Annotated in this window: 16 protein-coding genes and 2 pseudogenes; 12 read left to right on the top strand and 6 right to left on the bottom strand. The window is 67.2% G+C overall.

The features are described from left to right. The first annotated feature begins 157 nt into the window (after positions 1-157). Positions 158-337, top strand: a complete 180-nt coding sequence (locus AADJ04_RS02180) for an SDR family oxidoreductase (RefSeq protein WP_341238597.1) — start codon at positions 158-160, stop codon at positions 335-337. A gap of 56 nt (positions 338-393) precedes the next feature. On the opposite strand, the gene AADJ04_RS02175 is transcribed toward AADJ04_RS02180, so the two are convergent. Further along, entirely contained in the window at positions 394-963 is a 570-nt protein-coding gene (locus tag AADJ04_RS02175; RefSeq protein WP_044397232.1) for a cob(I)yrinic acid a,c-diamide adenosyltransferase, read from the bottom strand. 49 nt (positions 964-1,012) lie between these two features. Then, a complete protein-coding gene (locus tag AADJ04_RS02170) occupies positions 1,013-1,297 on the bottom strand; it encodes a hypothetical protein (RefSeq protein ID WP_341238596.1) in 285 nt (94 codons plus the stop codon). A 292-nt stretch (positions 1,298-1,589) separates the two neighbouring features. On the opposite strand from AADJ04_RS02170, the gene AADJ04_RS02165 reads away from it, so the two are divergent. The 4 genes from AADJ04_RS02165 to AADJ04_RS02150 all read left to right on the top strand — a co-directional run bounded on the left by AADJ04_RS02165 (position 1,590) and on the right by AADJ04_RS02150 (position 5,107). Beyond that, entirely contained in the window at positions 1,590-1,988 is a 399-nt protein-coding gene (locus AADJ04_RS02165; RefSeq protein WP_341238595.1) for an EF-hand domain-containing protein, read from the top strand. Positions 1,989-2,145: 157 nt separating this feature from the next. Further along, positions 2,146-3,570, top strand: a complete 1,425-nt coding sequence (locus AADJ04_RS02160; protein ID WP_341238594.1) for an FAD-linked oxidase C-terminal domain-containing protein — start codon at positions 2,146-2,148, stop codon at positions 3,568-3,570. Between the two features lie 194 nt (positions 3,571-3,764). Then, on the top strand, positions 3,765-4,724 hold the full coding sequence (locus AADJ04_RS02155; RefSeq protein ID WP_341238593.1) for a sensor domain-containing diguanylate cyclase: 960 nt from the start codon (positions 3,765-3,767) through the stop codon (positions 4,722-4,724). A gap of 59 nt (positions 4,725-4,783) precedes the next feature. Beyond that, positions 4,784-5,107, top strand: a complete 324-nt coding sequence (locus AADJ04_RS02150) for a YnfA family protein (RefSeq protein WP_341238592.1) — start codon at positions 4,784-4,786, stop codon at positions 5,105-5,107. Positions 5,108-5,242: 135 nt separating this feature from the next. Here the strand turns inward: AADJ04_RS02150 and AADJ04_RS02145 are convergent, their stop codons facing one another. After that, positions 5,243-6,829: an ABC transporter substrate-binding protein gene (locus AADJ04_RS02145; protein WP_341238591.1), complete on the bottom strand. Its 1,587-nt coding sequence runs from the start codon at positions 6,827-6,829 to the stop codon at positions 5,243-5,245. Between the two features lie 322 nt (positions 6,830-7,151). Between AADJ04_RS02145 and AADJ04_RS02140 the strand changes: the two genes are divergently transcribed. The 5 genes and pseudogenes from AADJ04_RS02140 to pdeM all read left to right on the top strand — a co-directional run bounded on the left by AADJ04_RS02140 (position 7,152) and on the right by pdeM (position 13,920). Beyond that, on the top strand, positions 7,152-7,370 hold the full coding sequence (locus AADJ04_RS02140) for a hypothetical protein (protein ID WP_198847367.1): 219 nt from the start codon (positions 7,152-7,154) through the stop codon (positions 7,368-7,370). A gap of 209 nt (positions 7,371-7,579) precedes the next feature. Next, the gene (locus tag AADJ04_RS02135) at positions 7,580-8,641 is read left to right on the top strand and encodes a ligase-associated DNA damage response exonuclease (RefSeq protein WP_341238602.1); all 1,062 of its coding nucleotides are present in this window, start codon (positions 7,580-7,582) and stop codon (positions 8,639-8,641) included. Further along, positions 8,638-10,326: an ATP-dependent DNA ligase gene (locus AADJ04_RS02130; RefSeq protein WP_341238590.1), complete on the top strand. Its 1,689-nt coding sequence runs from the start codon at positions 8,638-8,640 to the stop codon at positions 10,324-10,326. The genes AADJ04_RS02135 and AADJ04_RS02130 overlap by 4 nt, the downstream gene beginning before the upstream one ends. Beyond that, positions 10,323-12,989, top strand: a pseudogene (locus AADJ04_RS02125) (ligase-associated DNA damage response DEXH box helicase); the annotation flags it as partial. The gene AADJ04_RS02130 and the pseudogene AADJ04_RS02125, both read left to right, overlap by 4 nt. Before the next feature lie 61 nt (positions 12,990-13,050). After that, a complete protein-coding gene (gene pdeM, locus AADJ04_RS02120; RefSeq protein WP_341238601.1) occupies positions 13,051-13,920 on the top strand; it encodes a ligase-associated DNA damage response endonuclease PdeM in 870 nt (289 codons plus the stop codon). A 4-nt stretch (positions 13,921-13,924) separates the two neighbouring features. Here pdeM and AADJ04_RS02115 read toward each other — a convergent pair. After that, positions 13,925-15,299 (bottom strand): annotated as a pseudogene (locus AADJ04_RS02115) (hypothetical protein). 269 nt (positions 15,300-15,568) lie between these two features. Between AADJ04_RS02115 and AADJ04_RS02110 the strand changes: the two are divergent. Then, positions 15,569-16,402, top strand: a complete 834-nt coding sequence (locus AADJ04_RS02110; RefSeq protein ID WP_341238589.1) for an SEL1-like repeat protein — start codon at positions 15,569-15,571, stop codon at positions 16,400-16,402. A gap of 397 nt (positions 16,403-16,799) precedes the next feature. Here the strand turns inward: AADJ04_RS02110 and AADJ04_RS02105 are convergent, their stop codons facing one another. Continuing rightward, positions 16,800-18,083, bottom strand: coding sequence for an MFS transporter (locus tag AADJ04_RS02105; RefSeq protein ID WP_341238588.1), 1,284 nt, complete (start codon positions 18,081-18,083; stop codon positions 16,800-16,802). A 65-nt stretch (positions 18,084-18,148) separates the two neighbouring features. Here AADJ04_RS02105 and AADJ04_RS02100 point away from each other — a divergent pair, with 65 nt between their 5' ends. Continuing rightward, positions 18,149-19,045 (top strand): helix-turn-helix transcriptional regulator, encoded by an 897-nt coding sequence (locus AADJ04_RS02100; RefSeq protein WP_341238587.1) that lies wholly within the window; start codon positions 18,149-18,151, stop codon positions 19,043-19,045. 231 nt (positions 19,046-19,276) lie between these two features. On the opposite strand, the gene AADJ04_RS02095 is transcribed toward AADJ04_RS02100, so the two are convergent. After that, positions 19,277-21,841 (bottom strand): EAL domain-containing protein, encoded by a 2,565-nt coding sequence (locus AADJ04_RS02095; RefSeq protein ID WP_341238586.1) that lies wholly within the window; start codon positions 21,839-21,841, stop codon positions 19,277-19,279. Positions 21,842-22,075 lie beyond the last annotated feature (234 nt).

Here is a 22,075-nt window from a genome sequence, read left to right as displayed (position 1 = left end):
CCTGCAGGGCCGCCAGCGCCTGCTCGCGGCGGCGCTGATGCTGGTGAGTGCCGGCATGGCGGCGGCCTACGGCCCCATGGGCGTGCGCGTGAATGCGGTCAACCCCGGCGCCACGCACACCGAGTGCCTGTAGTCGGGGCTGCAGGCCACCGCCCGCATGCTCCATATTTCCGAGGAAGAAGCAATGGCGCAAGCCACGCGCAAGGTGCCCCTGGGGCGCCTGGCGCGGCCCGAAGAAGTGGCAGACGTGGTGCTGTTCCTGGCATCCGGGCGCGCCAGCTACGTGACAGGGGTGGTGCTCACCATGGATGGCGCGGCCACGCCCATGGTGGTTTGATGCTGTAGCCCAGGCCTTTCACCAAGCCCTGGGCCTTACTGGCGGCATTTGCGGAATTATTCCGATGCTTCTTGCCGCGCCAGCCGCTCGCTTTTCCAGTACACGTCGTCACCGCCGTTCATGCGGTTGAGCACACGGGCCAGCACAAACATCAGGTCGGACAGGCGGTTGAGGTACTGGCGCGGCGCATCGTTGAGCGCCTCTTCATTGCCCAACGCCACCACGGCGCGCTCGGCCCTGCGGGCCACGGTGCGGCAGACATGGGCCTGCGCCGCCGCGCGGGTGCCAGCGGGCAGGATGAACTCCTGCAGGCGCGGCAGGGCCGCGTTGTGCTCTTCCAGCGCCTCGTCCAGTTGCAGCACGGCTTCTTTCTTCAGCAGTTCAAAGCCCGGAATCGACAGCTCTCCGCCCAGGTTGAACAACTGGTGCTGCACCTGCACCAGCAGCTCGCGCACAGCGTCGGGCAGGGGCTCGCACAGCAGCAGGCCGATGTGCGAGTTCAGCTCATCCACATCGCCCATGGCGTGAATGCGCAGGCTGTTTTTGGAAACCCGCTGGTTGTTGCCCAGGCCCGTGGTGCCGGCGTCTCCGGTGCGGGTGGCAATTTCGGTGAGGCGGTTGCCCATGCAATAACTCCTGAAGGGGGTAGGGAATGAGAGTGCGGCGCTGCCGGGCTCACAGGTCCTGGCGCGAATCGAGCACGAACACCATGCCCATGACGCCCACCGACACGGTGCGCCCCCGGATGCTGGTGTACGACGCCACGCCCAACGAATGGTAGTTGGACACAAACGCCGCCAGCGCGCCCAGGCCCAGGGCACCCGCCAGCGGACTGCGCTCGGCCAGGGTTTTTTGAATCTGGCTGCGGTGGCGCTCGGCAGACGGGTTGAGCAGCGCGGCCGCTGCCACGAGCACAGCTACGGCTGCGAGGGCTTGAAGGGCTTTGGAGGCTTGGGTCATGGCAGCACCGGTGTGGACAGAGTGCCCGATTGTGCCCCTGCGGCCCTGCCCTTGGCGCCAGCTATGTTGCTCCGCTATTGATAGCTGCCTGCGCTTATCCAGTATGCGCTGCAGGCCAATTTGGCATCAAACCCTCGTCACAAGGGCTCACACCCGCACCACATACCGCAGCAGAACCAGTTACACGGCGCTGGCAAATGTTGGTGGGGGCAACAGCCGGCAAAAGTGCTGGCCTGCATGTCCATGCTGCGCTGCAATGCAGGCTTGTTCAACTTTCCGGAGCTCTGCATCCATGAAGACGACGCAACGAACTGCACCCGCCCACGCTCGCACCTGGGCACACCATTTCGAAGCCAGCAGCGTCTTGCTGTTTGCCGCCCTGACGTTTGGCACCGCAGGTGCCGTGCAGGCGCAAAGCGGCAGCACCAGCAGCCCGTCCCACGCTTCCAAGTCCGTCATCGGCCCCGCCAGCAGCAACCCCGCCACCCCCCAGGCCACCTTTGGCGGCGGCAAGACCCCCACCAGCAGCGCAGCGGCCGCTTTTGACCGCGCTGATGCCGACCGCAACGGCATGCTCAGCCCCCAGGAGGCATCGACCTTCCCGGCGATTGGCGAGCGCTTCCAGGCGCTGGACAAGAACCAGGACAAGATGCTCTCGCGCGAGGAGTTTGAAGCGGGCGCCAAGTCCTAAGAGCCCTTCCACGATCTCCAGTCGTTGGTAAGCGCAGCGCCCCCTGCCCTCTCCAGTGGGCAGGGGCGCGCTGCGTGGGGCAAGGGGGGCGCCCCTGCAAGCTGGCGGCAGCCATCCTAGAATCAATGCCACTGGCCCACTGCCCCTGGAGACACCGATGAACGCCCCCACCGCCGCTGCCCACCTGCTCCCGCAAATCCAACTGCGCGACGTGCCCCAGGCGCTCATCGATGCGCTGCAGGCCCGCTTTGGCGCGCAGTGCTCGCTGGCCCAGGCCGTGCGCGAACAGCACGGGCGCGACGAAGGCTCGCTGCAGGCGCCCCCGCCCAGCGCCGTGGTGTTTGCCGAAAGCACCCAAGATGTGGCCGACGCCGTGAAGCTGGCCAGCCAGTACGAAGTGCCGGTGATTCCGTACGGCGCGGGTTCCTCGCTCGAAGGCCACCTGCTGGCCGTGCAGGGCGGCATCAGCATCGACGTGAGCCGCATGAACCGGGTGCTCAGCATCAACGCGGACGACCTCACGGTGACGGTGCAGCCGGGCATCACGCGCAAGCAACTCAACGAGGCCATCAAAGACACCGGCCTGTTCTTCCCCATCGACCCCGGCGCCGACGCCAGCATTGGCGGCATGTGCGCCACGCGCGCCAGCGGCACCAACGCCGTGCGCTACGGCACCATGCGCGAGAACGTGCTGGCGCTGGAAGTGGTCACGGCCAGCGGCGAAATCATCCGCACCGGCACGCGCGCCAAAAAGAGCAGCGCGGGCTACGACCTCACGCGCCTGATGGTGGGCAGCGAAGGCACGCTGGGCGTGATCACCGAAGTGACGGTGCGCCTGTACCCGCTGCCTGAAGCAGTGAGCGCCGCCATCTGCTCCTTCCCCAGCATTGAAGCGGCCGTGCGCACCACCATCCAGATCATTCAACTGGGCGTGCCGATTGCGCGCGTGGAGCTGATCGACCGCCACAGCGTGCGCATGGTCAACGCCCACAGCAAGCTCAACCTGCGCGAAGAACCCATGCTGCTGATGGAGTTCCACGGCTCGCCCGCCAGCGTGAAGGAGCAGGCCGAAACCGTGCAGGACATCGCCAGCGAATTTGGCGGCAATGCCTTTGAATGGGCCAGCACTCCCGAAGAGCGCACCCGGCTTTGGACGGCGCGGCACAACGCCTACTTTGCCGCCGTGCAAAGCCGCCCCGGCTGCAAAGCCATCAGCACCGACACCTGCGTGCCCATCAGCCGCCTGGCCGACTGCCTGCTCGAATCGGTGGATGAAGCCGAAGCCAGCGGCCTGCCCTACTTTCTGGTGGGCCATGTGGGCGACGGCAACTTCCACTTCGGCTACCTGCTGGACCCGAATATCCCCGAAGAACGCGTCACCGCCGAAGCCCTGAACCACAAGCTGGTGGCCCGGGCCCTGTCCATGGGCGGCACCTGCACCGGCGAGCATGGTGTGGGCGTGCACAAGATGGGCTTTTTGCTGGACGAAGCCGGCGCAGGCGCGGTGGACATGATGCGCGCCATCAAGCGCGCGCTGGACCCGAAGAACATCCTGAACCCAGGGAAAATCTTTGCGCTGTGACCACAGGGCCGCTGCCACCCCGCTTTCACTCCTGATTTGATAGCTGGTAGCGCTTATCCAGCAAGCGCTAGAGGCCTATTTTCCTGCAAGGCTGATGGCGGGTGCGCGCCTTGCCCATCAACCCTGCTGCTGCGTAGCCCAGGGCATGCACTTTCGGCGCACACGCGTTACAGTCTTGGCCAGGAGGAATCGCCTTGAAAACCCCCGATATCCCGCCGGATGAGGATGCTCGCCTGGCGGAGTTGTGCTCACTCAATGTGCTGGACACCATCGCCGAGGAGCGGTTTGACCGCCTCACGCGCATGGCCAGGCGCTTGTTCGGGGTGGACGTTGCGCTGGTCAGCCTGGTGGACGAAAACCGCCAGTGGTTCAAATCCTGCGCGGGCATGGAGCTGAGCGAGACGCCGCGCGATATCTCTTTTTGCGGCCACGCCATCCTGGGCGATGGCGCCTTTGTCATCCCCGATGCGCTGCAAGACGAGCGCTTTTGCGACAACCCCCTGGTCGCCGGCCCACCGCATGTGCGGTTCTATGCGGGCTGCCCCCTGCGCGGCCCCGGCGGGCGCAAGCTGGGCACGCTGTGCATCATCGACTCCAAGCCCCGCGCCTTCAGCGACGAAGACGTGGAGATGCTGGTGGACCTGGCCCTGATGGTGGAGCGGGAGTTTTCCGCCATCGAGTGGGCCACGGTGGACGAGCTCACCGGCCTGTCCAACCGCCGGGGTTTCATGATGCTGGCCCAGCACAGCCTGCAGTTGTGCACGCGCCAGAACATTCCGGCGGCGCTGGTGTTCATTGACCTGGACTACCTCAAGCAGGTGAACGACCAGCTGGGCCATGCCGAGGGCGACTGGGTGCTGGTCACGTTTGCGCAGCATTTAATGAAGGCGTTCCGTGGCTCGGACGTGGTGGCGCGGCTCGGGGGCGACGAGTTTCTGGTGCTGCTCACCAACCACAGCGAAGCCGCGGCCGAAAGCGCCATGGCACGCCTGCAGCAGGCGCTGGATGCCACCAACGAAGCCGAAGCGCGGGGATATGACATTTCGTTCTCCTACGGGTTGGTAGAGTTCGACCCGAAGCGCCACCACACGATTGGCGCCTTGATCAGCGAGGGCGATTCGCTGATGTACAAAACCAAACAAGCGCGGCGCTGAGCCTGCGCTGCGGGTGCACAGCGCAGGCCCCTCTATCCACGCGCTCCCCCTGTTCCTCCATGAAGACCTTGCTGCTTTTCATCGCCACAGCCCTGGCCGAAATCATCGGCTGCTACCTGCCCTGGCTGTGGCTCAAGCAGGGCAAGCCGGTGTGGCTGCTGCTGCCCGCGGCGGCCAGCCTGGCGCTGTTTGCCTGGCTGCTCACCCTGCACGACACGGCGGGCGCGGGCCGCGTGTATGCGGCCTATGGCGGGGTGTATATCGGTGTGGCGCTGGCCTGGCTGTGGGCGGTGGACAGCATCCGCCCCACGGCGTGGGATGTGGCGGGGGTGCTGGTGGCGCTGGCAGGCATGGCGATCATCATGCTGCAGCCGACGCGCTGACCCAGACTTGCGCAGTGGACGCGGCGCAGGTCAGGGCCCCCGCGCAAGGGCCGCCCCGCCGCGCTGGGGGCGTCCCCCTTCCCAAATCGCGCAGCGATTTGAGAGAAGGGGGAAGGCGCGAAGCGACTCAGGGGGTTAATTCACTTTTATCAGCCGCCAGTCAATGCGGTTGTCCGGCCGCTGCACCAGCTCCACGTTTTTCTTCATGGCCCAGGCCAGCATCTGGTTGTGCAGCGGGATGTGAACCACATCATCGTTGTGCAGTTGCAGTCCTTCGGTGAGCAGGCGGTTGCGCACGGGCAGGTCGGTTTCGGTCTTCACGCGGTCCACGATGTAGTCCATGCGCTGGTTGCCGTAGCGGCCCAGGTTGTAGCTGCCATCGGCACCGGTGGTCTTGGTGCGCGCCAGCGACTGCAGGGTGTACAGCACATCGAACGTGGGCACGCCCCAGCTCAGCAGCGCAATGCTGGCCTCGTGCCGCTGGGCCATGGGGTAGTAGGTGACGGCGGGCAGCGTGCGCAGCTTGGCCTTGACGCCGATGCGCGACCACATCGAGGTGATGGCCTGGCACAGCTCTTCGTCCTGGATGATGGCGTTGTTGCTGCAGGCAAAGTCCACCTCGAAGCCGTCTTTGTAGCCCGCCTCGGCCAGCAGTGCCTTGGCGGCATTGGCGTCGAAGGGCAGGCGCTTGTCCACGGCTTCTGTCCAGCCGTTGACCAGGGGCGAGACGATGGCGCCGGTGGGTTTGGACAGGCCGCGCATCGTCACGCGCTGCAGCGCGGCGGTGTCGATGGCCTGGTACAGCGCCTTGCGCACGCGCAGGTCCTTGAGCGGGTTCTTGCCCTTGATGTTGCTGCCGGGCAGCTCGTCGCGGAACTGGTCCAGCGCCAGGTACACGGTGCGGTTTTCCACCATCTCCATCACCTTGAGCTGGGGGTTGGCCTTGATGCGCGCCAGGTCCTGGATGCTGGTGTCGCGCACCATGTCCACCTCGCCCGAGAGCAGCGCGGCAATGCGCGTGGCTTCGGACTTGATGGGGGCGTAGGTGATTTCGGTGACGTTGCCTTCGGCCTTGCCCGCGTTCCACCAGTGCGGGTTGGCGGTGAAGACGATCTTCTGGTCAGGCACCCATTCCTTCAGCACAAACGGGCCGGTGCCCATGGCGTGGCGGTGGGAGTAGGTTTCTTCCTTGCCCTTGATGTCCTTGGGCTCCACCGAGTTGTGCTTCTCGGCCCAGGCACGGCTCATCACGCGCAGCTCGGTCAGCTGGTTGAGCAGCACGGGGTTGGGGTTCTTCAAGAAGATGTCGATGGTTTCGCCATCCACCTTGGCAATGCGGTCCATGCCCTGGGTGTAGATGGCGTAGGTGGAGGTCTTGCTCATCGCGCGTTGCAGCGAATAGACCACGTCGTCCGCCGTCATGGCAGAGCGGTCGCTGAACTTCACGCCCTGGCGCAGCTTGAAGCGCATCTGCGTGGGGCTGACCTGCTGCCACGAGGTGGCCAGCACCGGTTCCACCTTCAGCGTGCGGCTGTTGAACATGACCAGCGACTCGTACACCGCTGCGTGGATGCCATTGCCCAGGGCACTGTTTTGCGAATGGATGTCCATGGTCTGGATATCGCTGGAACCAGCCCACTTGAACGGTTTTGCCATGGCGGGCAGAACACTGGCTGCCAGGGCAACGGTGGCCGCCGCCAGCACAGAGCGCTTGAATTGCATAGCCTCAATTCCTTGGTAAGGAGGGTTGAATGAAAGGAACGCTGAATATGCAGCAGCCCGCCCCGGCGCCCAAGCCCCTGCGCACCACGTGCGGCAAGAATGTGTCTTGGTCCGGTAGCTGATTGCACGAAAGCGCACGCTGGGGTAGGCGCCACCGCTGCGCTGCGCCCCCCGGCTACACTGCACACCGCAGGGCGCGCGGCGTGCAGGGCTTATGCACCAAAACACCCTGTAGCGCCCATTCTTATTGCGCAACCAGCTATTAAAACAATAGCAAAAATCCGCAACACAATCCACACCGCTTTTTTCCACGGAGTTACGCATGACACCCCTGAGCTTGCACCGCAGCGCTTTCCTGGCCCTTCTGTGCGGCGTGCTCACCGCCTGCGGGGCCGAGGTGGCCAGCACCGCCGTCACGGCCACCAAGCTGCAGGCCGAGCAAGCCAAGCAGGCCACAGCGCAGGCCGAAAAGATCAAGGCAGGACTGGCCGAGGCCACGCAGCGCACGGAAGCCGCTGCCTCGGCCGCTGACAGCCAATAAACGCCGCGAACCAGACTCCCTCCCCCGCCTGAGGCAAGCGAGGGACCCACGGGGGCTGTGCGCGTACCTGTTCGCGTACATATCCGCGCACCTTCACCAAGAATCGGCGCTGGCCCACACGCGGCGGCGCAGCGGCGGCTACGATGGCCTGGCCGGTTGCAGCCTTGCCCGGCCATGCCCCGCGCGGCTGCGCGCTGCGCCCCGTCACCATGCCCAACGATCTTGTCGTCCTGCGCCCAGAGGGGCTGTACTGCCCAGCGGGTGATTTCTACATCGACCCCTGGCGGCCCGTGGAACGCGCCGTGCTCACCCACGCGCATTCGGACCACGCCCGGCGCGGTTCGGCCCATTACCTGGCCCACACCGACAGCGCGGGCACGTTGCGCAACCGGCTGGGCGCAGACATCACCCTGCAGACCCTGGCCTACGGCGAAGCCATCACGCACCAGGGCGTGACGGTGTCGCTGCACCCGGCCGGGCATGTGCTGGGCTCGGCCCAGGTGCGCATTGAGCATGCAGGCCAGGTGTGGGTGGCCTCGGGCGACTACAAGCTCGAAGACGACGGCACCTGCCCCCCGTTTGAACCCGTGCGCTGCCACACCTTCATCACCGAATCCACCTTTGGCCTGCCCATCTACCGCTGGCCTGCGCAGCCCGTGCTGTTTGCCGACATCAACGCCTGGTGGGCCGCAAATGCCGCGGCGGGCAAGGCCAGCGTGCTCTACGCCTATGCGTTTGGCAAAGCACAGCGCCTGCTGCACGGGGTGGACAGCAGCATTGGCCCCATCGTGGTTCACGGCGCGGTGGAGCCGCTCAACGCCGTGTACCGCGCAGCCGGTGTGCCGCTGCCGCCCACCCACCGCGTGACGGACCCGCAACTGACCAAGACCGACCTGCGCCGTGCGCTGGTGATCGCCCCACCCTCGGCCGCTGGCACACCGTGGCTCAAGCGCTTTGGCGAACATTCCGACGCATTTGCCAGCGGCTGGATGCTGGTGCGCGGCGCGCGCCGCCGCCGGGGTGTGGACCGGGGCTTTGTGATGAGCGACCACGCCGACTGGCCCGGCCTGCAAAAGGCCATTGGCGCCACGGGGGCAGAGCGCATCATCGTCACCCACGGCAGCACCGAGGTGATGGTGCGCTGGCTGTGCGAGCAAGGCCTGGATGCGCAGGTGTTCGCCACCGAATATGGCGGGGACGACCTTGACGACAACCCGAGCACGGCGGCAGAAGAACCGGCCAGCGCCCCCACCTCAGAGGCCGCGCCATGAAGCAGTTCGCCGCCCTCTTCCAGGCGCTCGATGCCACCACCGCCCAGTCGGCCAAGCTGGCCGCGCTGGTGGCCTACCTGCGCGTGGCGGCACCCGGCGATGCGGCCTGGGCCGTCTACTTTCTGGCGGGCGGAAAGCCGCGCCAGATGGTGCCGACCAAGCGCCTCAAGGCCCTGGCGCAACAGGCTGCGGGTCTGCCCGAATGGCTGTTTGACGAAAGCTACGAGGCCGTGGGCGACCTGGCCGAAACCATCGCCCTGCTGCTACCCCCGCCCGCCGAGCCCGCTGATGTGCCGCTGGCCGAGTGGATGGCGCAGCTGCTGCCACTGCGCTCCCTGCCGCCCGATGAAGCCGACGCCCACCTGCGCGCGCAGTGGAACCGGCTGGCACCCGAGCAGCGGTTGGTGTACTTCAAGCTCATCACCGGCAACTTCCGCGTGGGGGTGTCGCGCCTGCAGGTCACGCAGGCACTGGCCACCGTGAGCGGGCTGGACGCCAAGCGCATCGCCCACCGGCTGATGGGCTACACGCAAATCGGCCGCCAGCCGCAGGCCGCCGACTATGCCGCGCTGGTGGCACCGGCCGAAGGCGATGCAGACCAAGCCACCGATGGCGCTGCCGGGCACCCTTACCCGTTTTTTCTGGCACACCCGTTCAGCCAGCCGGTGGCCGATATGCCCGCACTGCTGGGCCCGGTGGCAGACTGGCAGGTGGAATGGAAGTGGGACGGCATCCGCGCCCAAATCGTGCGGCGCGCCGGGGCCGTGTGGGTGTGGTCGCGCGGCGAAGAACTGGTGACCGACCGCTTCCCAGAACTGGCTAGCGCCGCACTGCAAAGCCTTCCAGACGGCACGGTGATCGACGGCGAAATCCTCGTGTGGCTGCCGGGCGAACCCGCCCCGCGCCCCTTTGCCGACCTGCAAAAGCGCCTGGGCCGCAAGACGCTGACGCCCAAGCTGCTGCGCGAACTGCCCGTGGTGCTGGTGGCGTATGACCTGCTGGAACACGCGGGGCAGGATGTGCGCGAACAGCCGCAGCATGCGCGGCGGGCGCTGCTAGAAGCCTTGCTGCAACCGCCCTCCACCACCATCGGCGAAACCCCTGCGGGCGCGCTGCGCCTGAGCCCGCTGCTGCAGGGCGCTGACTGGCAAGACCTGGCCCGCCAGCGCGAGGCCGCGCGCAGCCTGGGCACCGAAGGCTTCATGCTCAAGCACCGCCACGCCCACTACGGCGTGGGCCGCACCAAGGACGTGGGCGTGTGGTGGAAGTGGAAGATCGACCCCATGAGCGTGGACGCGGTGCTCATCTACGCCCAGCGCGGCCACGGGCGGCGCGCCAGCCTGTACACCGACTACACATTTGCCGTGTGGAACGGCCCACCGGGCGACCCCGACCGGCAACTGGTACCCTTTGCCAAGGCGTACTCGGGCCTGACGGACGCCGAGATTGCTCAGGTGGATGCCATCATCCGCAAGACCACACGCGAGAGCTTTGGCCCCGTGCGCAGCGTGGAGGCCACGCAAGTCTTCGAGCTGGGCTTTGAAGGCATTGCGCGCAGCCCGCGCCACAAAAGCGGCATTGCCGTGCGCTTTCCGCGCATGCTGCGCTGGCGGCAAGACAAGCCCGTGGCCGAGGCCGACACCTTGCAGACGCTGGCCGCGCTGCTGCCAGAAAGCAGCGCATGAGCGAAGGGGCCGCAAAGCGCTGGATGGCCGCCCGGGGCTGGCAGCCGTTTGCCTTCCAGCAACAGGTGTGGCAAGCCATGGCCGAAGGCCGCTCGGGCCTGCTGCACGCCACCACCGGCGCGGGCAAGACGTACGCCGTGTGGCTCGGCGCTTTGGGGCGTTTTTCGGCTCTGGCGCCCGTGGATAGTGCGCAAGCAGCTCCTAAAAAAGAAGCAAACAAGCCCCCGGCGCTCACGGTGCTGTGGATCACCCCCATGCGCGCGCTGGCGGCCGATTCGCTGCGCGCCCTGCAAGAGCCCCTGCCCGACCTGGCCCCGCACTGGAGCAGCGGCCTGCGCACAGGAGACACCGCCAGCGGCGAGCGTGCCGCGCAAGACCGGCGCCTGCCCACGGTGCTGGTCACCACGCCTGAAAGCGTGGCGCTGCTGCTGGCCCGCGCCGACGCGCACGAGCACTTGGCCAGCGTGCAGCTGGTGGTGGTGGACGAATGGCACGAGCTGGTGGGCAACAAGCGCGGCGTGCAGGTGCAACTGGCGCTGGCGCGCCTGTCGGGCTGGAACCCGCGCCTGCAGGTGTGGGGCATGTCGGCCACGCTGGGCAACCTGCCTGAAGCGCTGGCCACGCTGGTGCCTGCCCTGCCGCCGCGTGCACCGCGCCGCGCCAAACCCCTGCTGGTGCAGGGCCGTATCGACAAAGCGCTGCAGGTGCAGGTGCTGCTGCCCGAACGCGTGGAGCGCTTTGCCTGGGCCGGGCACATGGGCCTGTCGCTGCTGCCGCAGGTGGTGCAGTCCATCGAGGCCAACGCGTCGACGCTGGTGTTGCAGCACCCTTCGGATGCCGAAGATGGCACGCCGCCACCGGCCCACGGCGCAAGGCGCAGTCCGCCGCCAATACCGCAAGTATTGGCAAGGACTGCAACGCCGCGAGGTGGGGCGATGGCAAGTGGCAACCGGCATGCGAGGGGTGGTGCAACACTTCTCTTCACCAACACCCGCTCGCAGGCCGAGCGCTGGTACCAGGCGCTGCTGGAGGCGCGGCCCGACTGGGCGGGCGCCATTGCCTTGCACCATGGCTCGCTCAGCGGCGAGGTGCGCGGCTGGGTGGAGGCGGGGCTGAAGGCTGGCATGTTGAAGGCGGTGGTGTGCACGTCAAGCCTGGACCTGGGCGTGGACTTTTTGCCGGTGGAGCAGGTGCTGCAGATCGGATCGGCCAAGGGCGTGGCGCGGCTGGTGCAACGCGCAGGCCGATCGGGCCACGCGCCGGGGCGCACCAGCAGCATTACGCTGGTGCCCACGCACAGCCTGGAACTGGTGGAAGCCGCCGCCGCCCGCCAGGCGCTAGCCGAAGGCCGCATTGAAGACCGCCACACGCCCCGGGCGCCGCTGGATGTGCTGGTGCAGCACCTGGTGACCATTGCGCTGGGCGGCGGCTTTGTGCCCGACGCCTTGCTGGCCGAGGTGCGCCGTGCCCCGGCCTACGCCACGCTGGCCGACAACGACTGGCAATGGGCACTGCAGTTCGTGCGCCAGGGCGGCGCATCACTGGCCAACTACCCCGACTTTCACCGCGTGGTGCCCGATGAGGACGGCGTGTGGCGCATGCCCGATGCGCGGCTGGCGCGACGGCATCGCAGCAACATCGGCACTATCGTGAGCGACGCGAGCATGCAGGTGCAGTTCGTCAGTGGCGGAAAGCTGGGCTCGGTGGAAGAGAGCTTCATCGCACGCCTCAAACCCGGCGATGTGTTCATGTTTGCCGGCCGCCTGCTGGAGCTGGTGCGCACGCAGCAGATGACGGCTTATGTGCGCACCGCTCCCAAAGGCAGTGCTGCGCTGCCGCGCTGGAACGGCGGGCGCATGCCGCTGTCGAACACGCTGGCCGATGCCATGCTGCGCCAGCTGGAGCAGGCCGAGCGCGGCGTGTTCGCATCGCCCGAGATGCGCTGCGCGCAGCCACTGCTGGCGCTGCAGGATGCGTGGTCGGCCCTGCCCACGCCCAGCCGCCTGGTGGCCGAGGTGCTGCACACGCGCGAGGGCTGGCACCTGTACCTGTACCCGCTGGCGGGGCGGCTGGTGCACCTGGGGCTGGCGGGCCTGCTGGCATGGAGGGCCTCGCAGCAGGTGCCCAACACATTTTCGATTGCCGTCAACGACTACGGGCTGGAGCTGCTGTCAGCCAAACCCGTGGACTGGCCCGCGCTGCTGCCGCACCTGATTGGCGCGGCCACGCACAGCGCCGTGGGGGAAGGACTGGAGGCCGAGGTGCTGGCCAGCCTGAACGCCACTGAAATGGCGCGCAGGCGCTTTCGCGAAATTGCGCGCATTGCCGGGCTGATCTTTCAAAGCCACCCGGGGGAGCAGCGCAGCAGCCGGCAGTTGCAGGCATCCTCCTCGCTGTACTACGACGTGTTCGCGCAGTACGACCCGGACAACCTGCTGCTGGCCCAGGCCCGGGCCGAGCTGCTGGTGCAGGAGCTGGACATGGGCCGCCTGGCCCAGACCCTGCAACGCATGAAGGGCCAGCAACTGTCGGTTCACACGCTGGAACGCCCCACGCCCTTTGCCCTGCCGCTGATGGTGGAGCGCTTTCGCGAGCGGCTCAGCACCGAGAGCCTGGGCGAGCGGCTGGATCGCATGGTGCAGGCGCTGGAAATGGCCGCAGACGACACCATGGGCACGCACCTGGCACCAACGCGCGACACCACCCACTGGGACCTACACCGCGATGCGCCCGAGCGCCCTGCCCATCCACGCGCCACGCGGCCACGCCGGGGCGGCACGGGTTCTGACCCAGCAGCCGGGGCCATTGCGCCACCCCGGCACACACGGCCACGGCCATCGGTATGCTCGGCGCTCCATGGCTGCCCCGACATCTCCCACCACCGCACCCAGCCCGCCCACTCATGCCAATCCAGCGGGCGCGTGCCCCCTGGCCCTGCCCTGCGGCACGGTGCTGTGGCTGCTGCCGGGGCGCGCGGTGTGGTGGCCCGAGGCCCGCAGCCTGTTCGTGGCCGATGTGCACTTTGGCAAGGCGGCCAGCTTCCGCCATGCAGGCCAGCCCGTGCCCACGGGCACCACAGCCGACAACATCGCCCGGCTGGATGCGTTGCTCACCGCCACCGGCGCACAGCGGCTGGTTTTCTTGGGCGACTTTTTGCATGCACGCGGCGGCGCGCAACCCGCCCTGTGGCAGCAACTGCGCGGCTGGCGGGCTCGACACGCGCAAGTGGCCATGGACTTGGTGCTGGGCAACCACGACCGCCATGCGGGCACCCCGCCCGCTGACCTGAACATTGCCTTGCAGGAAGAGCCCTGGGCCCCAGTGCCTGGCGTGCCCTTGCAGGCAGCGCACCACCCGCAGGCCGTGGCGGGGCACACCGTGCTGGCGGGGCATTTGCACCCCTCGGTGGTGCTGCACGGCCCGGCGCGAGACCGCATGCGCCTACCCTGTTTTGCATGGCAGCCAGGGCCGCAAGGGCTGCTGGTGCTACCTGCATTCGGCGCCTTCACCGGCACGCACGCCAACACCCTGCCTGCAGGCTCACGGGCCTATGCCATTGCGGGCACGCGGGTGGTGCAGGTGCCCGGCGGTTGATGGATCACTGCGGCGCCCTTTCGGGCACGCGGGTGTTCAGCGCCGCAGGGCGGTATTCCGGCACAAAAGCGCAGCCCTTGCCAAAGGTGGCCTCCAGCGCCGGGCATTGGCTGGCAATGCTGGCGGGCGTGGGCCGGGTGCCGTCTTCCACCCAGCGCAGCAGGGCCGCCATCAGCGTGGGGTAGGTCGGGTCGCTCAGATAGCTGTGGCTGCTGTGCCGCGTGAAGGTCTGCACCAGGTGGCCGCTGGTGCCCGCCTGCTCCATCGTGGTTTTGAATGCGGCATCCAGTTCCACGAACGCGGTCGCGTCGTCGATGCCTTTGACGGTGAGCACCGGCACAGGGATGCGGCCGGTGGGGTCGGTGTCTTGCGCGAAGCGGGCCAGCGCTGCCGGGTGGGCCCGGTAGCGCAGCACACCGGCGTTCAGTGCTGCATCGTCATCAGAGCCCCGGTAGCGCACGCCTTCGTTGCCAAACGGGCTGGCGCCCCCGGTGCGGTGCTGCACCACGTCGCGGAAGTGGAACGTCGCCCAATTCATGTGGCCCTGGATGGAACTGGCCGGAATACGGATGACGTCGGTGATCACCTTCACACGGCGCTGCTGCTCTGGCGTGCGGGCAGATGCGGGCTTGTCCAGCCCCAGGCATTCATTCACGCGCACAGCCAGGTCGGCCGGGGTCAGGGTCGCATCAGCGGGCAGGCCGATGTTCAGCGGGTACTGCACTTCGGTGGGCCGTGGGTGGTTGTTGCAGAGGTACTGGTAGACCACGCGCAGGTCGGTGCGAAAGTCGTACGAGCGCGAGCCCCCCGGCCAGCACACCGCTGGTGAGCAACACGGCGTCATACGGGCGCTGGCCTTGGGTTGTGGAAGTGAACATCTCGGCCCCCCGCGCCGCCACGCTCGCTCCCCACGACTGCCCGTGCAGGATGGTGCGGCGCGGCTGTGCCACATGGCCCACAAAGATCTGCCGCAGGCGTTCGGTGTCTTCCGCCGCAGCGCGCACCTCCACACCGCCCTGGCGGAAGGTGCTGCCCGCCCACGCATAGCCCGCCTTGACCATGATGGCCCAGCGCTCCAGGTCTTGTACCGATCGCTCCAGCTTGGGCGCTCCCAGCGCTGGCCCGCCGTGGGCGTGCAGCACCAGGTGGCCGTTCCACTGGCGGGGCATGGCGATGAGGTAGTAGGCCCCCGCAGAATCCTGCCCCGCCAGGCAGCGGGCCAGGGCCGCGAGCGCCGGGGGGCAGGCCACAGCCACGGGCGGGGCTTCTGACGTTTTCGCAGGCTTAGGCGACAAGGGCGCACAGGCGGCGGCAGCCAGCGCGATTCCGGTACAGGCCCAGCGCGTGGCGGCAGAGTGAATCCAATGGGGTGCAGGCATGGGCGCGGCTCCGGGGTGCGGGAAGAAGGGCCATCGTAGGGAGCACATCCATGCACGTCAAACCACGCCGTGCGCTGCGCCCGGGCAACACAGGGCGCTTCTGCGCATGTAACGGTTGGCAACCGCTGTGCCGCCACGCCACGGCGCGGGCACACTTCCACCACGCCGCAGCCACAGGGCCCTGCCACCGTGCGCTAGTGGTAACACCAGGGCGTTCACATCCTTCACAACCACGCGGCAGCGCGAGGAGCGCCAAGCCGCTTCAAACCATGCACTTCCAACGTTCACGTTTTCTTCCCTGGATTTCTGCAGCCTGCCTGGGCGCCGCGCTGCTGGCAGGCGCGGCCTGGGCTGGCACCGCCGAAGGCGTGCGCGCCTACGACCGGGGCCAGTTCGCCCTGGCGGCCAAAGAACTGCAACCCGCCGCACAGGCAGGCGACCCCGAGGCGCAATTTCACCTGGGGCTGATGCACGACTTTGGCAAAGGCGTTCAGCTAGAACACGCCAAGGCCGCCGCGCTGTACCGCAAAGCCGCCGAGCAAGGCCATGCCGATGCGCAATACCACCTGGCCGTTTCGTACGACGACGGCGAAGGCGTGCCGCAGGACTTCAAACAGGCGGTGTACTGGTACACCCAGGCCGCCAACCAGGGGCTGGCCAAAGCCCAGTACAACCTGGGCGTTTCGTACGACAAGGGCGAAGGCGTCGCCAAGGACCACCAGATGGCCGCGCAGTGGTACCGCAAGGCGGCGGACCAGGGCGACTCTGACGCGCAGTACAACCTGGGTGTGGCATATGACGAAGGCGAAGGCGTGCCGCAAGACCACCAGCAAGCCGTGGCCTGGTACCGCAAGGCGGCTGCACAAAACCATGTGCGCGCACAGTTCAACCTGGCCGTGTCTTATGACGACGGCGAGGGCGTGGCACAAGACAAGAAGCAGGCCGTGCACTGGTACACGAAGGCCGCCGAGCAAGGCGATGCCGATGCGCAGCAAAACCTGTCTGTCATGTACGCACGCGGCGAAGGCGTGGCCCGCGATGCGACCAAGTCCCGCTACTGGGCGCGCAAGGCGCGCGAGTCACGGGCGCGAGGTGAGGATTGATGGGATGCAAGGGCCTCGAAAGAGGCCCTTTTTATGAAAAGTTGGTTTGGGTGAACGGCTTGGGGAGCGATGCAAAGGGTTGGGGCACTGTGTGTTGTGAGTGCACAAGAATTTCCGTCTGCTTAAACGAGGCACCCCGCTTCGTCTGCGCCTTTAAGAAGACCGGTGACGAACCTAAACGCAAAAGCGTGGTAGACCTAGAGCTGCGCGCTTCTCGTTAAGCTGGGTAATCGGTAAGCTGGTTTTTGACAGCAAGTACGTGATGGCAGGATTACGCTTCAAGCAGTCGTCAGTTATCAACGTGGGGATGACCGATCCTTGCCCAAACTGACTACCCCAAATTAGCCAGCGCCTCGACAGAAAGGGAGCCGAAGGCCCCCCAAAAGCCAAACGCCCCTCACCCCGCCGTCACCGCCGCTGGCCGCGCCATCCGAGCCGCCAGACCCACACCAACAAACGCCGCAGACACCACGCTCAACGCCAGCGTAGCGGCAGAGCCGAAGAAGATGCCCGAGGTCATGCCCCGGTCCAGCATGGCGCCGAACACGGGGGCGGCCAGGCAAAAGCCCAGGTCCAGACCCGAGTACACGGTGCCGTACACACGGCCCGTGGCGCCGGGTGGTGCGGCCCGCTTGATGAGCATGTCGCGCGAGGGGCCTGCCAGGCCCGTGCCCAGGCCGGCGATGGAAGCCACCACCACGGCCGCCAGGCCCGGCAGCCAGCTGGCGCCAGCACCCACCACCACCAGCAACGCGGCGGACGCCAGCAGGCACACCGAAATCACTTTTTCCAGCCGCTGCACGCGGCCCACCAGAAAGCCCCCGGCCACCATGCCGGCAGCGCCGCACAGCATGTAGCCCGTGACCACCATGGCCGTCACGCTCAAGGGCAGGCCGTACATGGATTGCAGCGCGGGGCTGGCAAAGCTCTGGATGGCGCTGAGGGCGCAGGTGCTCCAGAAGAAGAACAAAAAGCACAGCCACACCGAAGGCAGCTTGAGGAAGGCCATGGGATGCTCGGGCTTGACAGCCTGCGCACTGGCGGCGCCCTTGGCCTGATGGGCCCATTCGCCCTGGCGGTCGTCCAGCGCGTCGCGGTTGATCACCATGATGGCCAGCACCAGCAGCGCAAATGCCGCGCCGCACAGGCTGGCTGTGCGCCATGAACCCGTGGCCGTGGCAATGCCTGCCATGAACACTGGCGCCGTGGCCCAGCCCAGGTTGCCGCTGATGCCGTGCACCGCAAAGCCGTGCCCCAGCCGCTGGGGGGATACGCGCTTGTTCAGGATGGTGAAGTCCACCGGGTGGAAGGGCGCGTTGCCCAGCCCGGCCAGGGCTGCAGCCACCACCAGCCCCCCATAGCCCTGCGCAGTGCCCGCCACCAGCCCTGAAGCAGCAAAGCTCGACAGCGCAAAGAACATGACGGGCCGCGCGCCCACACGGTCTACCAAAAAGCCCGACAGGGCCTGGCCCACCCCGGAGATCACGAAAAACACCGACACCAGCACCCCAAGTTCGGAATAGCTGAAGCCGAACTCGGCAATCAGCCACGGGAACAGCGGGGGCAGCAGCATGTGAAAGAAGTGCGAGCTGCCATGGGCCAGGCCCACCAGCCCGATGGTGCGGGCGTCTTGCCGAAACGGCACGGCGCCGGATGAAGTGCCAGAGGATGCAGAGGTCATGGGGTTGATCTTAGGCACGCGGGGCTCGGCAGTTTGACGATAGCCGGTCAATTACTATCGCAAACATGCCAAAACCTGCAACAACCTCCAGCGCACCAGCGCCACGCCGCGCACGGCGCCCGGTGGCGTATGTCGATTCACTGACCCCGCACCTGTTTGTGCCCACGGCCCAGCGCCCGGTGCGCGCCAAGGTGCGCCAGTTGCGGGCCGACACGCGGGTGATGCCGCACAGCCACCCGTGGGCACAGGTGGCCATCTCCACCACCGGGGTGATCCAGCTCACGGTGGACCGGGGCACCTACATCGTGCCGCCATCGCGCGCGCTGTGGATACCGCCGGGCATGGAGCATGCCGTGACGATGGTGGAAGACGCCGAAATGCGCACGCTGTACTTTCACCAGCCGCGCGGGCGCTGCGGCCCAGCGGCCTTGGGCGAGCGCACTGCGCCACACGGGCAGGCTGCGTGGCGCCAGTGCCGGGTGCTGGAAGCCTCAGACCTGCTGCGCGCCGTGGTGCGTGAGATGCCCACCGCCCCTGACGATGGGCCCGCGCCCGATGCCGCCACGCTGCTGCGCGAGCGCCACCTGAGCGCCCTGCTGTGCGACGAACTGGCCCGCGCAGCCCCGGTGCGGCTGGGCGTGGACCTGCCGCACGACAAGCGCCTGCGCCAGCTGTGCGAGGCGGTGCTGGCCGACCCCACCCGCCACACCACGCTGGAGGCCTGGGCGCAAGACACGGGCGCCAGCCTGCGCACGGTGGCACGGCTGTTTCGCACCGAGCTGGGCAGCACCTTCACGCAGTGGCGCCAGCAGGTGATTCTGGCCAAGGCGGTGTCGCTGGCGGCGGGCCGCATGCCTGTGGGCCAGATCGCCACCGAGCTGGGCTACAGCCCCAGCGCGTTCAGTGCGATGGTGCGCAAGTCGGTGGGGCAGCCCCCGGCGCAGTTTTTGGGGCAGCGGTAGCGGTCACCTGGCTCTCATTCCATTTCCCAATCATTCCTGACCAGGTGCGAAGCCGCAGACAGTGCTAAAGCACGGCAAGGCGAAGCAACAACGTCAGGGGTGATTTAGAGCGGATAACACAACCCAGCGCAGCGGTTCTGGCTAGGCGCCGCGTCGCAGGCAGTACGGGTAGTACGACAAGACACGGCAACGACGCCAGAAGGGTTTTGTTAGCCGCTCTTAGAAATGGAATCAGGCCGAAGGCGCTGGCAGTGGCCCTGGTTTGGCAAACAAGAAGCCTTGGCCGAGGTGGCAACCCAGGGCGCACAGCGCATCGGCCTGTGCCTGGGTTTCGATGCCTTCGGCCACCACGCTCAGCCCCAGCGAGCCCGCCAGCGCCACCACGGCGCGCACCACGGCGGCGCTGGCGCTGCCCTGGTTGGCGGTGGGACTGGTGAGGGGCGCGACGAAACTGCGATCGATCTTGAGCGTGAGCAGCGGGAAGCGGTGGAGGTAGCCCAGCGACGAGTAGCCGGTACCGAAGTCGTCCAGCGCCAGCGACATGCCGTGGCTGCGCAGCTCGTTGAGCAGGTCGCAGGTGCGCTCGGGGTCGTCGATCAGAGCGCCTTCGGTGATTTCCAGGCACAGGCGCGAGGGCGGCAGGCCCGCGGCTTTGAGCATGTCCAGCAGTTGCTGGCAAAAGTGCGGGTTGCGAAAGTGGCGCGGCGCCACGTTCAGGCCCAGGTAGCCGGTGAAGTCGGTCTGGGCGGCAATGGCACGGCTGGCGGCGGCAAAAATCTGCCAGTCGATGGCCTCCATGCTGCCGCTGTCTTCGGCCACCTGCAAAAAGTCCGTCGGTGCCAGCAGTCCTTCGGTTGGGTGCTGCCAGCGCACCAGGGCTTCATAGCCCCGCACCTGCCCGTCTTTGAGCGACACGATGGGCTGGAAGTGCGGCACAAACTGGCGCTGCTTGAGGGCCGACCACAGGGCGTTTTCGAGGGTCAGCACGCGCAGGGCATCGCTGTGCAAATGCGCGTCGTACAGCTCAAACCGGCGCCGGCCATTGAGCTTGGCGCGGTACATCGCCGTGTCGGCGTTGCGCAGCAAATCGGTGGGGGCCGCAGCAGGCTGGTCGCACATCATGATGCCGATGCTGACGGACGCGAACAGCTGCTTACCCTCCACCACCATGGGCTCGTCCAGCACCTGCAGCATGCGCCGTGCCGAGCGCATGGCGGCTTCCAGCGTCTGGGCGTTGCTCAGCAGCACGGCAAACTCGTCACCGCCCACGCGGGCGATCATGTCCGAATCACCCAGGGTGGCCAGCAGGCGCCGCCCAACCTCTTGCAGCACCGCATCGCCCGCATGGTGGCCCATGCTTTCGTTGATGAGCTTGAAGCGGTCCACATCCACAAACATCACCGCAAAGCGGCGATGCTCGTGGCGCTGCAGGCGTGCCTGCAGCCAGGTCAGGCGCTCCAGCAGGTAACTGCGGTTGGGCAGACCGGTCAGGGCATCGTGCATCACCTGGTGCTGCAGCTGGGCCTCGACGCGCTCGCGCACGGCGATCTGCTCTTGCAGCTGGCCTGTGCGCTCGGCCACGCGCTGCGCCAGCTCGGCATTGGCGCGTTGCAATGAATCGGTGGTGCGGCGGCGCACCAGGCTGCTGGCGATCTGGTGCGAGACAAAGCTCAGCAGCAGCCGGTCGCGGTCGGAATACGCCACGTCGGCCTGGTAGCTTTGCACCGCAATCACGCCCAGCGCCCGCCCGTCGCACACCAGCGGCACGCCCAGCCAGGAATTGGCACGGGGCCCTACCGTCTGGAAAACACCTTGGGCGATGAGCTCATCGGCCTCGGCCCGGCTCACCAGCAGCGGCTTGCGGGTGCGCAGCACGTATTCGGTCAGCCCCGGGCCCATGCGCCGGGGCATGCCCTTGCCACCCTGCTCGTCCACGTAGTAGGGAAATTCCAGCGCCTGCCCGTCCTCCGACACCAGGGCGATGTAGCAGTTGCGGGCGTTTATGAGATCGCCCACGGTGTCATGCACAGCGCGGTAGAAATCGTCCATGCTGCCCATGTCATTGGCGCGCTCGGCAATGCGGTAGAGGGCGGCCTGCAGCCGCTCGCCACACTGGCGGCGGGCCACCTCGGCCACCAGGGCCTGATTGGCCCGGGCCAGCTCGGCGGTGCTGACCTGCACGGCCTGCTCCAGGGCCTGCTGGCTTTGCTTGCGCTGCACAGCGGTGAGCACGTGGCTGGCCACAAACTCCAGCAGCGCCTGTTCTTCGGGGCCGTAGCGATTGGGCTCGTCGTAGCTTTGCACCACCAGGGCGCCGCGCACGTGGCCGCCCTCGCGCAGGGGCACGCCCAGCCAGTCCTGCGCATGGGCGCCGCGCGCCCGCAAGGGGCCGGGCACCTGCTGCGCCAGAGCCTGCATGGAGCCGCGCCGGGGCAGGCCGTCGCGCACCAGGTACCAGGTCAGCGCCTGGGCGTAGTCGGCCATGGGAATGCGCTGGCCGCTTTGGTGCATGCCGGGGGTGGCTTCGTCCACCATGTAGATGAAGTCCAGGCTGTCGCTGGCCTCGTCGTACAGCGCCATGAACAGGTTGCGCGCGTACATGAGCGAGCCCACGATCGCGTGCAACTGCTGCAGCATGTGGGGCATTTCCAGGTCGGAGTTGGACAGCTCTGAGATGGCAAACAGGGCGCGCTGCAGGCGCTCGGCCTGCTCAGCCCGGTGTACTGCGGCACGCAGGCGCTCCAATTCGCTGGAGGTGACCTCTGGTTCTGGAAGCGGGGAGCGCGTGTCGTTCATGGCGGGCGGTATCCGCACATTGTTGCGCATGCCGAGGGGGCTGATCGGCAAACGGGCCGCTGGCGTTGCTGCAAAACCGAACAACGTTGCGCTGAGGCAGCAGTTTCAACGGGTTTTCAGCGGCCTGCCGCCCACCACCAAGACGGCGGGGAGCAGGTCCTGGGCCGCATTGAGGCAGGCGCGCGAGGAGAACCACCCGTGACCCCAGCCCTGCGCAGGCGGCCCAGGCGTGGC

The organism is uncultured Acidovorax sp., from assembly GCF_964021665.1.
Lineage (GTDB): Bacteria > Pseudomonadota > Gammaproteobacteria > Burkholderiales > Burkholderiaceae_C > Acidovorax > Acidovorax temperans.
Note: the sequence above shows the minus strand (reverse complement) of the source record. Positions and strands in the feature narration are given on the sequence as shown.

Coding starts and splice junctions, on each gene's coding strand:
- AADJ04_RS02135 (WP_341238602.1), top strand. CDS start 7,580: ATGCCCAACGATCTTGTCGTCCTGCGCCCAGAGGGGCTGTACTGCCCA.
- AADJ04_RS02180 (WP_341238597.1), top strand. CDS start 158: ATGCTCCATATTTCCGAGGAAGAAGCAATGGCGCAAGCCACGCGCAAG.
- AADJ04_RS02150 (WP_341238592.1), top strand. CDS start 4,784: ATGAAGACCTTGCTGCTTTTCATCGCCACAGCCCTGGCCGAAATCATC.
- AADJ04_RS02105 (WP_341238588.1), bottom strand. CDS start 18,083: ATGACCTCTGCATCCTCTGGCACTTCATCCGGCGCCGTGCCGTTTCGG.
- AADJ04_RS02170 (WP_341238596.1), bottom strand. CDS start 1,297: ATGACCCAAGCCTCCAAAGCCCTTCAAGCCCTCGCAGCCGTAGCTGTG.
- AADJ04_RS02100 (WP_341238587.1), top strand. CDS start 18,149: ATGCCAAAACCTGCAACAACCTCCAGCGCACCAGCGCCACGCCGCGCA.
- AADJ04_RS02145 (WP_341238591.1), bottom strand. CDS start 6,829: ATGCAATTCAAGCGCTCTGTGCTGGCGGCGGCCACCGTTGCCCTGGCA.
- AADJ04_RS02110 (WP_341238589.1), top strand. CDS start 15,569: ATGCACTTCCAACGTTCACGTTTTCTTCCCTGGATTTCTGCAGCCTGC.
- AADJ04_RS02140 (WP_198847367.1), top strand. CDS start 7,152: ATGACACCCCTGAGCTTGCACCGCAGCGCTTTCCTGGCCCTTCTGTGC.
- pdeM (WP_341238601.1), top strand. CDS start 13,051: ATGCGCCCGAGCGCCCTGCCCATCCACGCGCCACGCGGCCACGCCGGG.
- AADJ04_RS02165 (WP_341238595.1), top strand. CDS start 1,590: ATGAAGACGACGCAACGAACTGCACCCGCCCACGCTCGCACCTGGGCA.
- AADJ04_RS02095 (WP_341238586.1), bottom strand. CDS start 21,841: ATGAACGACACGCGCTCCCCGCTTCCAGAACCAGAGGTCACCTCCAGC.
- AADJ04_RS02175 (WP_044397232.1), bottom strand. CDS start 963: ATGGGCAACCGCCTCACCGAAATTGCCACCCGCACCGGAGACGCCGGC.
- AADJ04_RS02160 (WP_341238594.1), top strand. CDS start 2,146: ATGAACGCCCCCACCGCCGCTGCCCACCTGCTCCCGCAAATCCAACTG.
- AADJ04_RS02130 (WP_341238590.1), top strand. CDS start 8,638: ATGAAGCAGTTCGCCGCCCTCTTCCAGGCGCTCGATGCCACCACCGCC.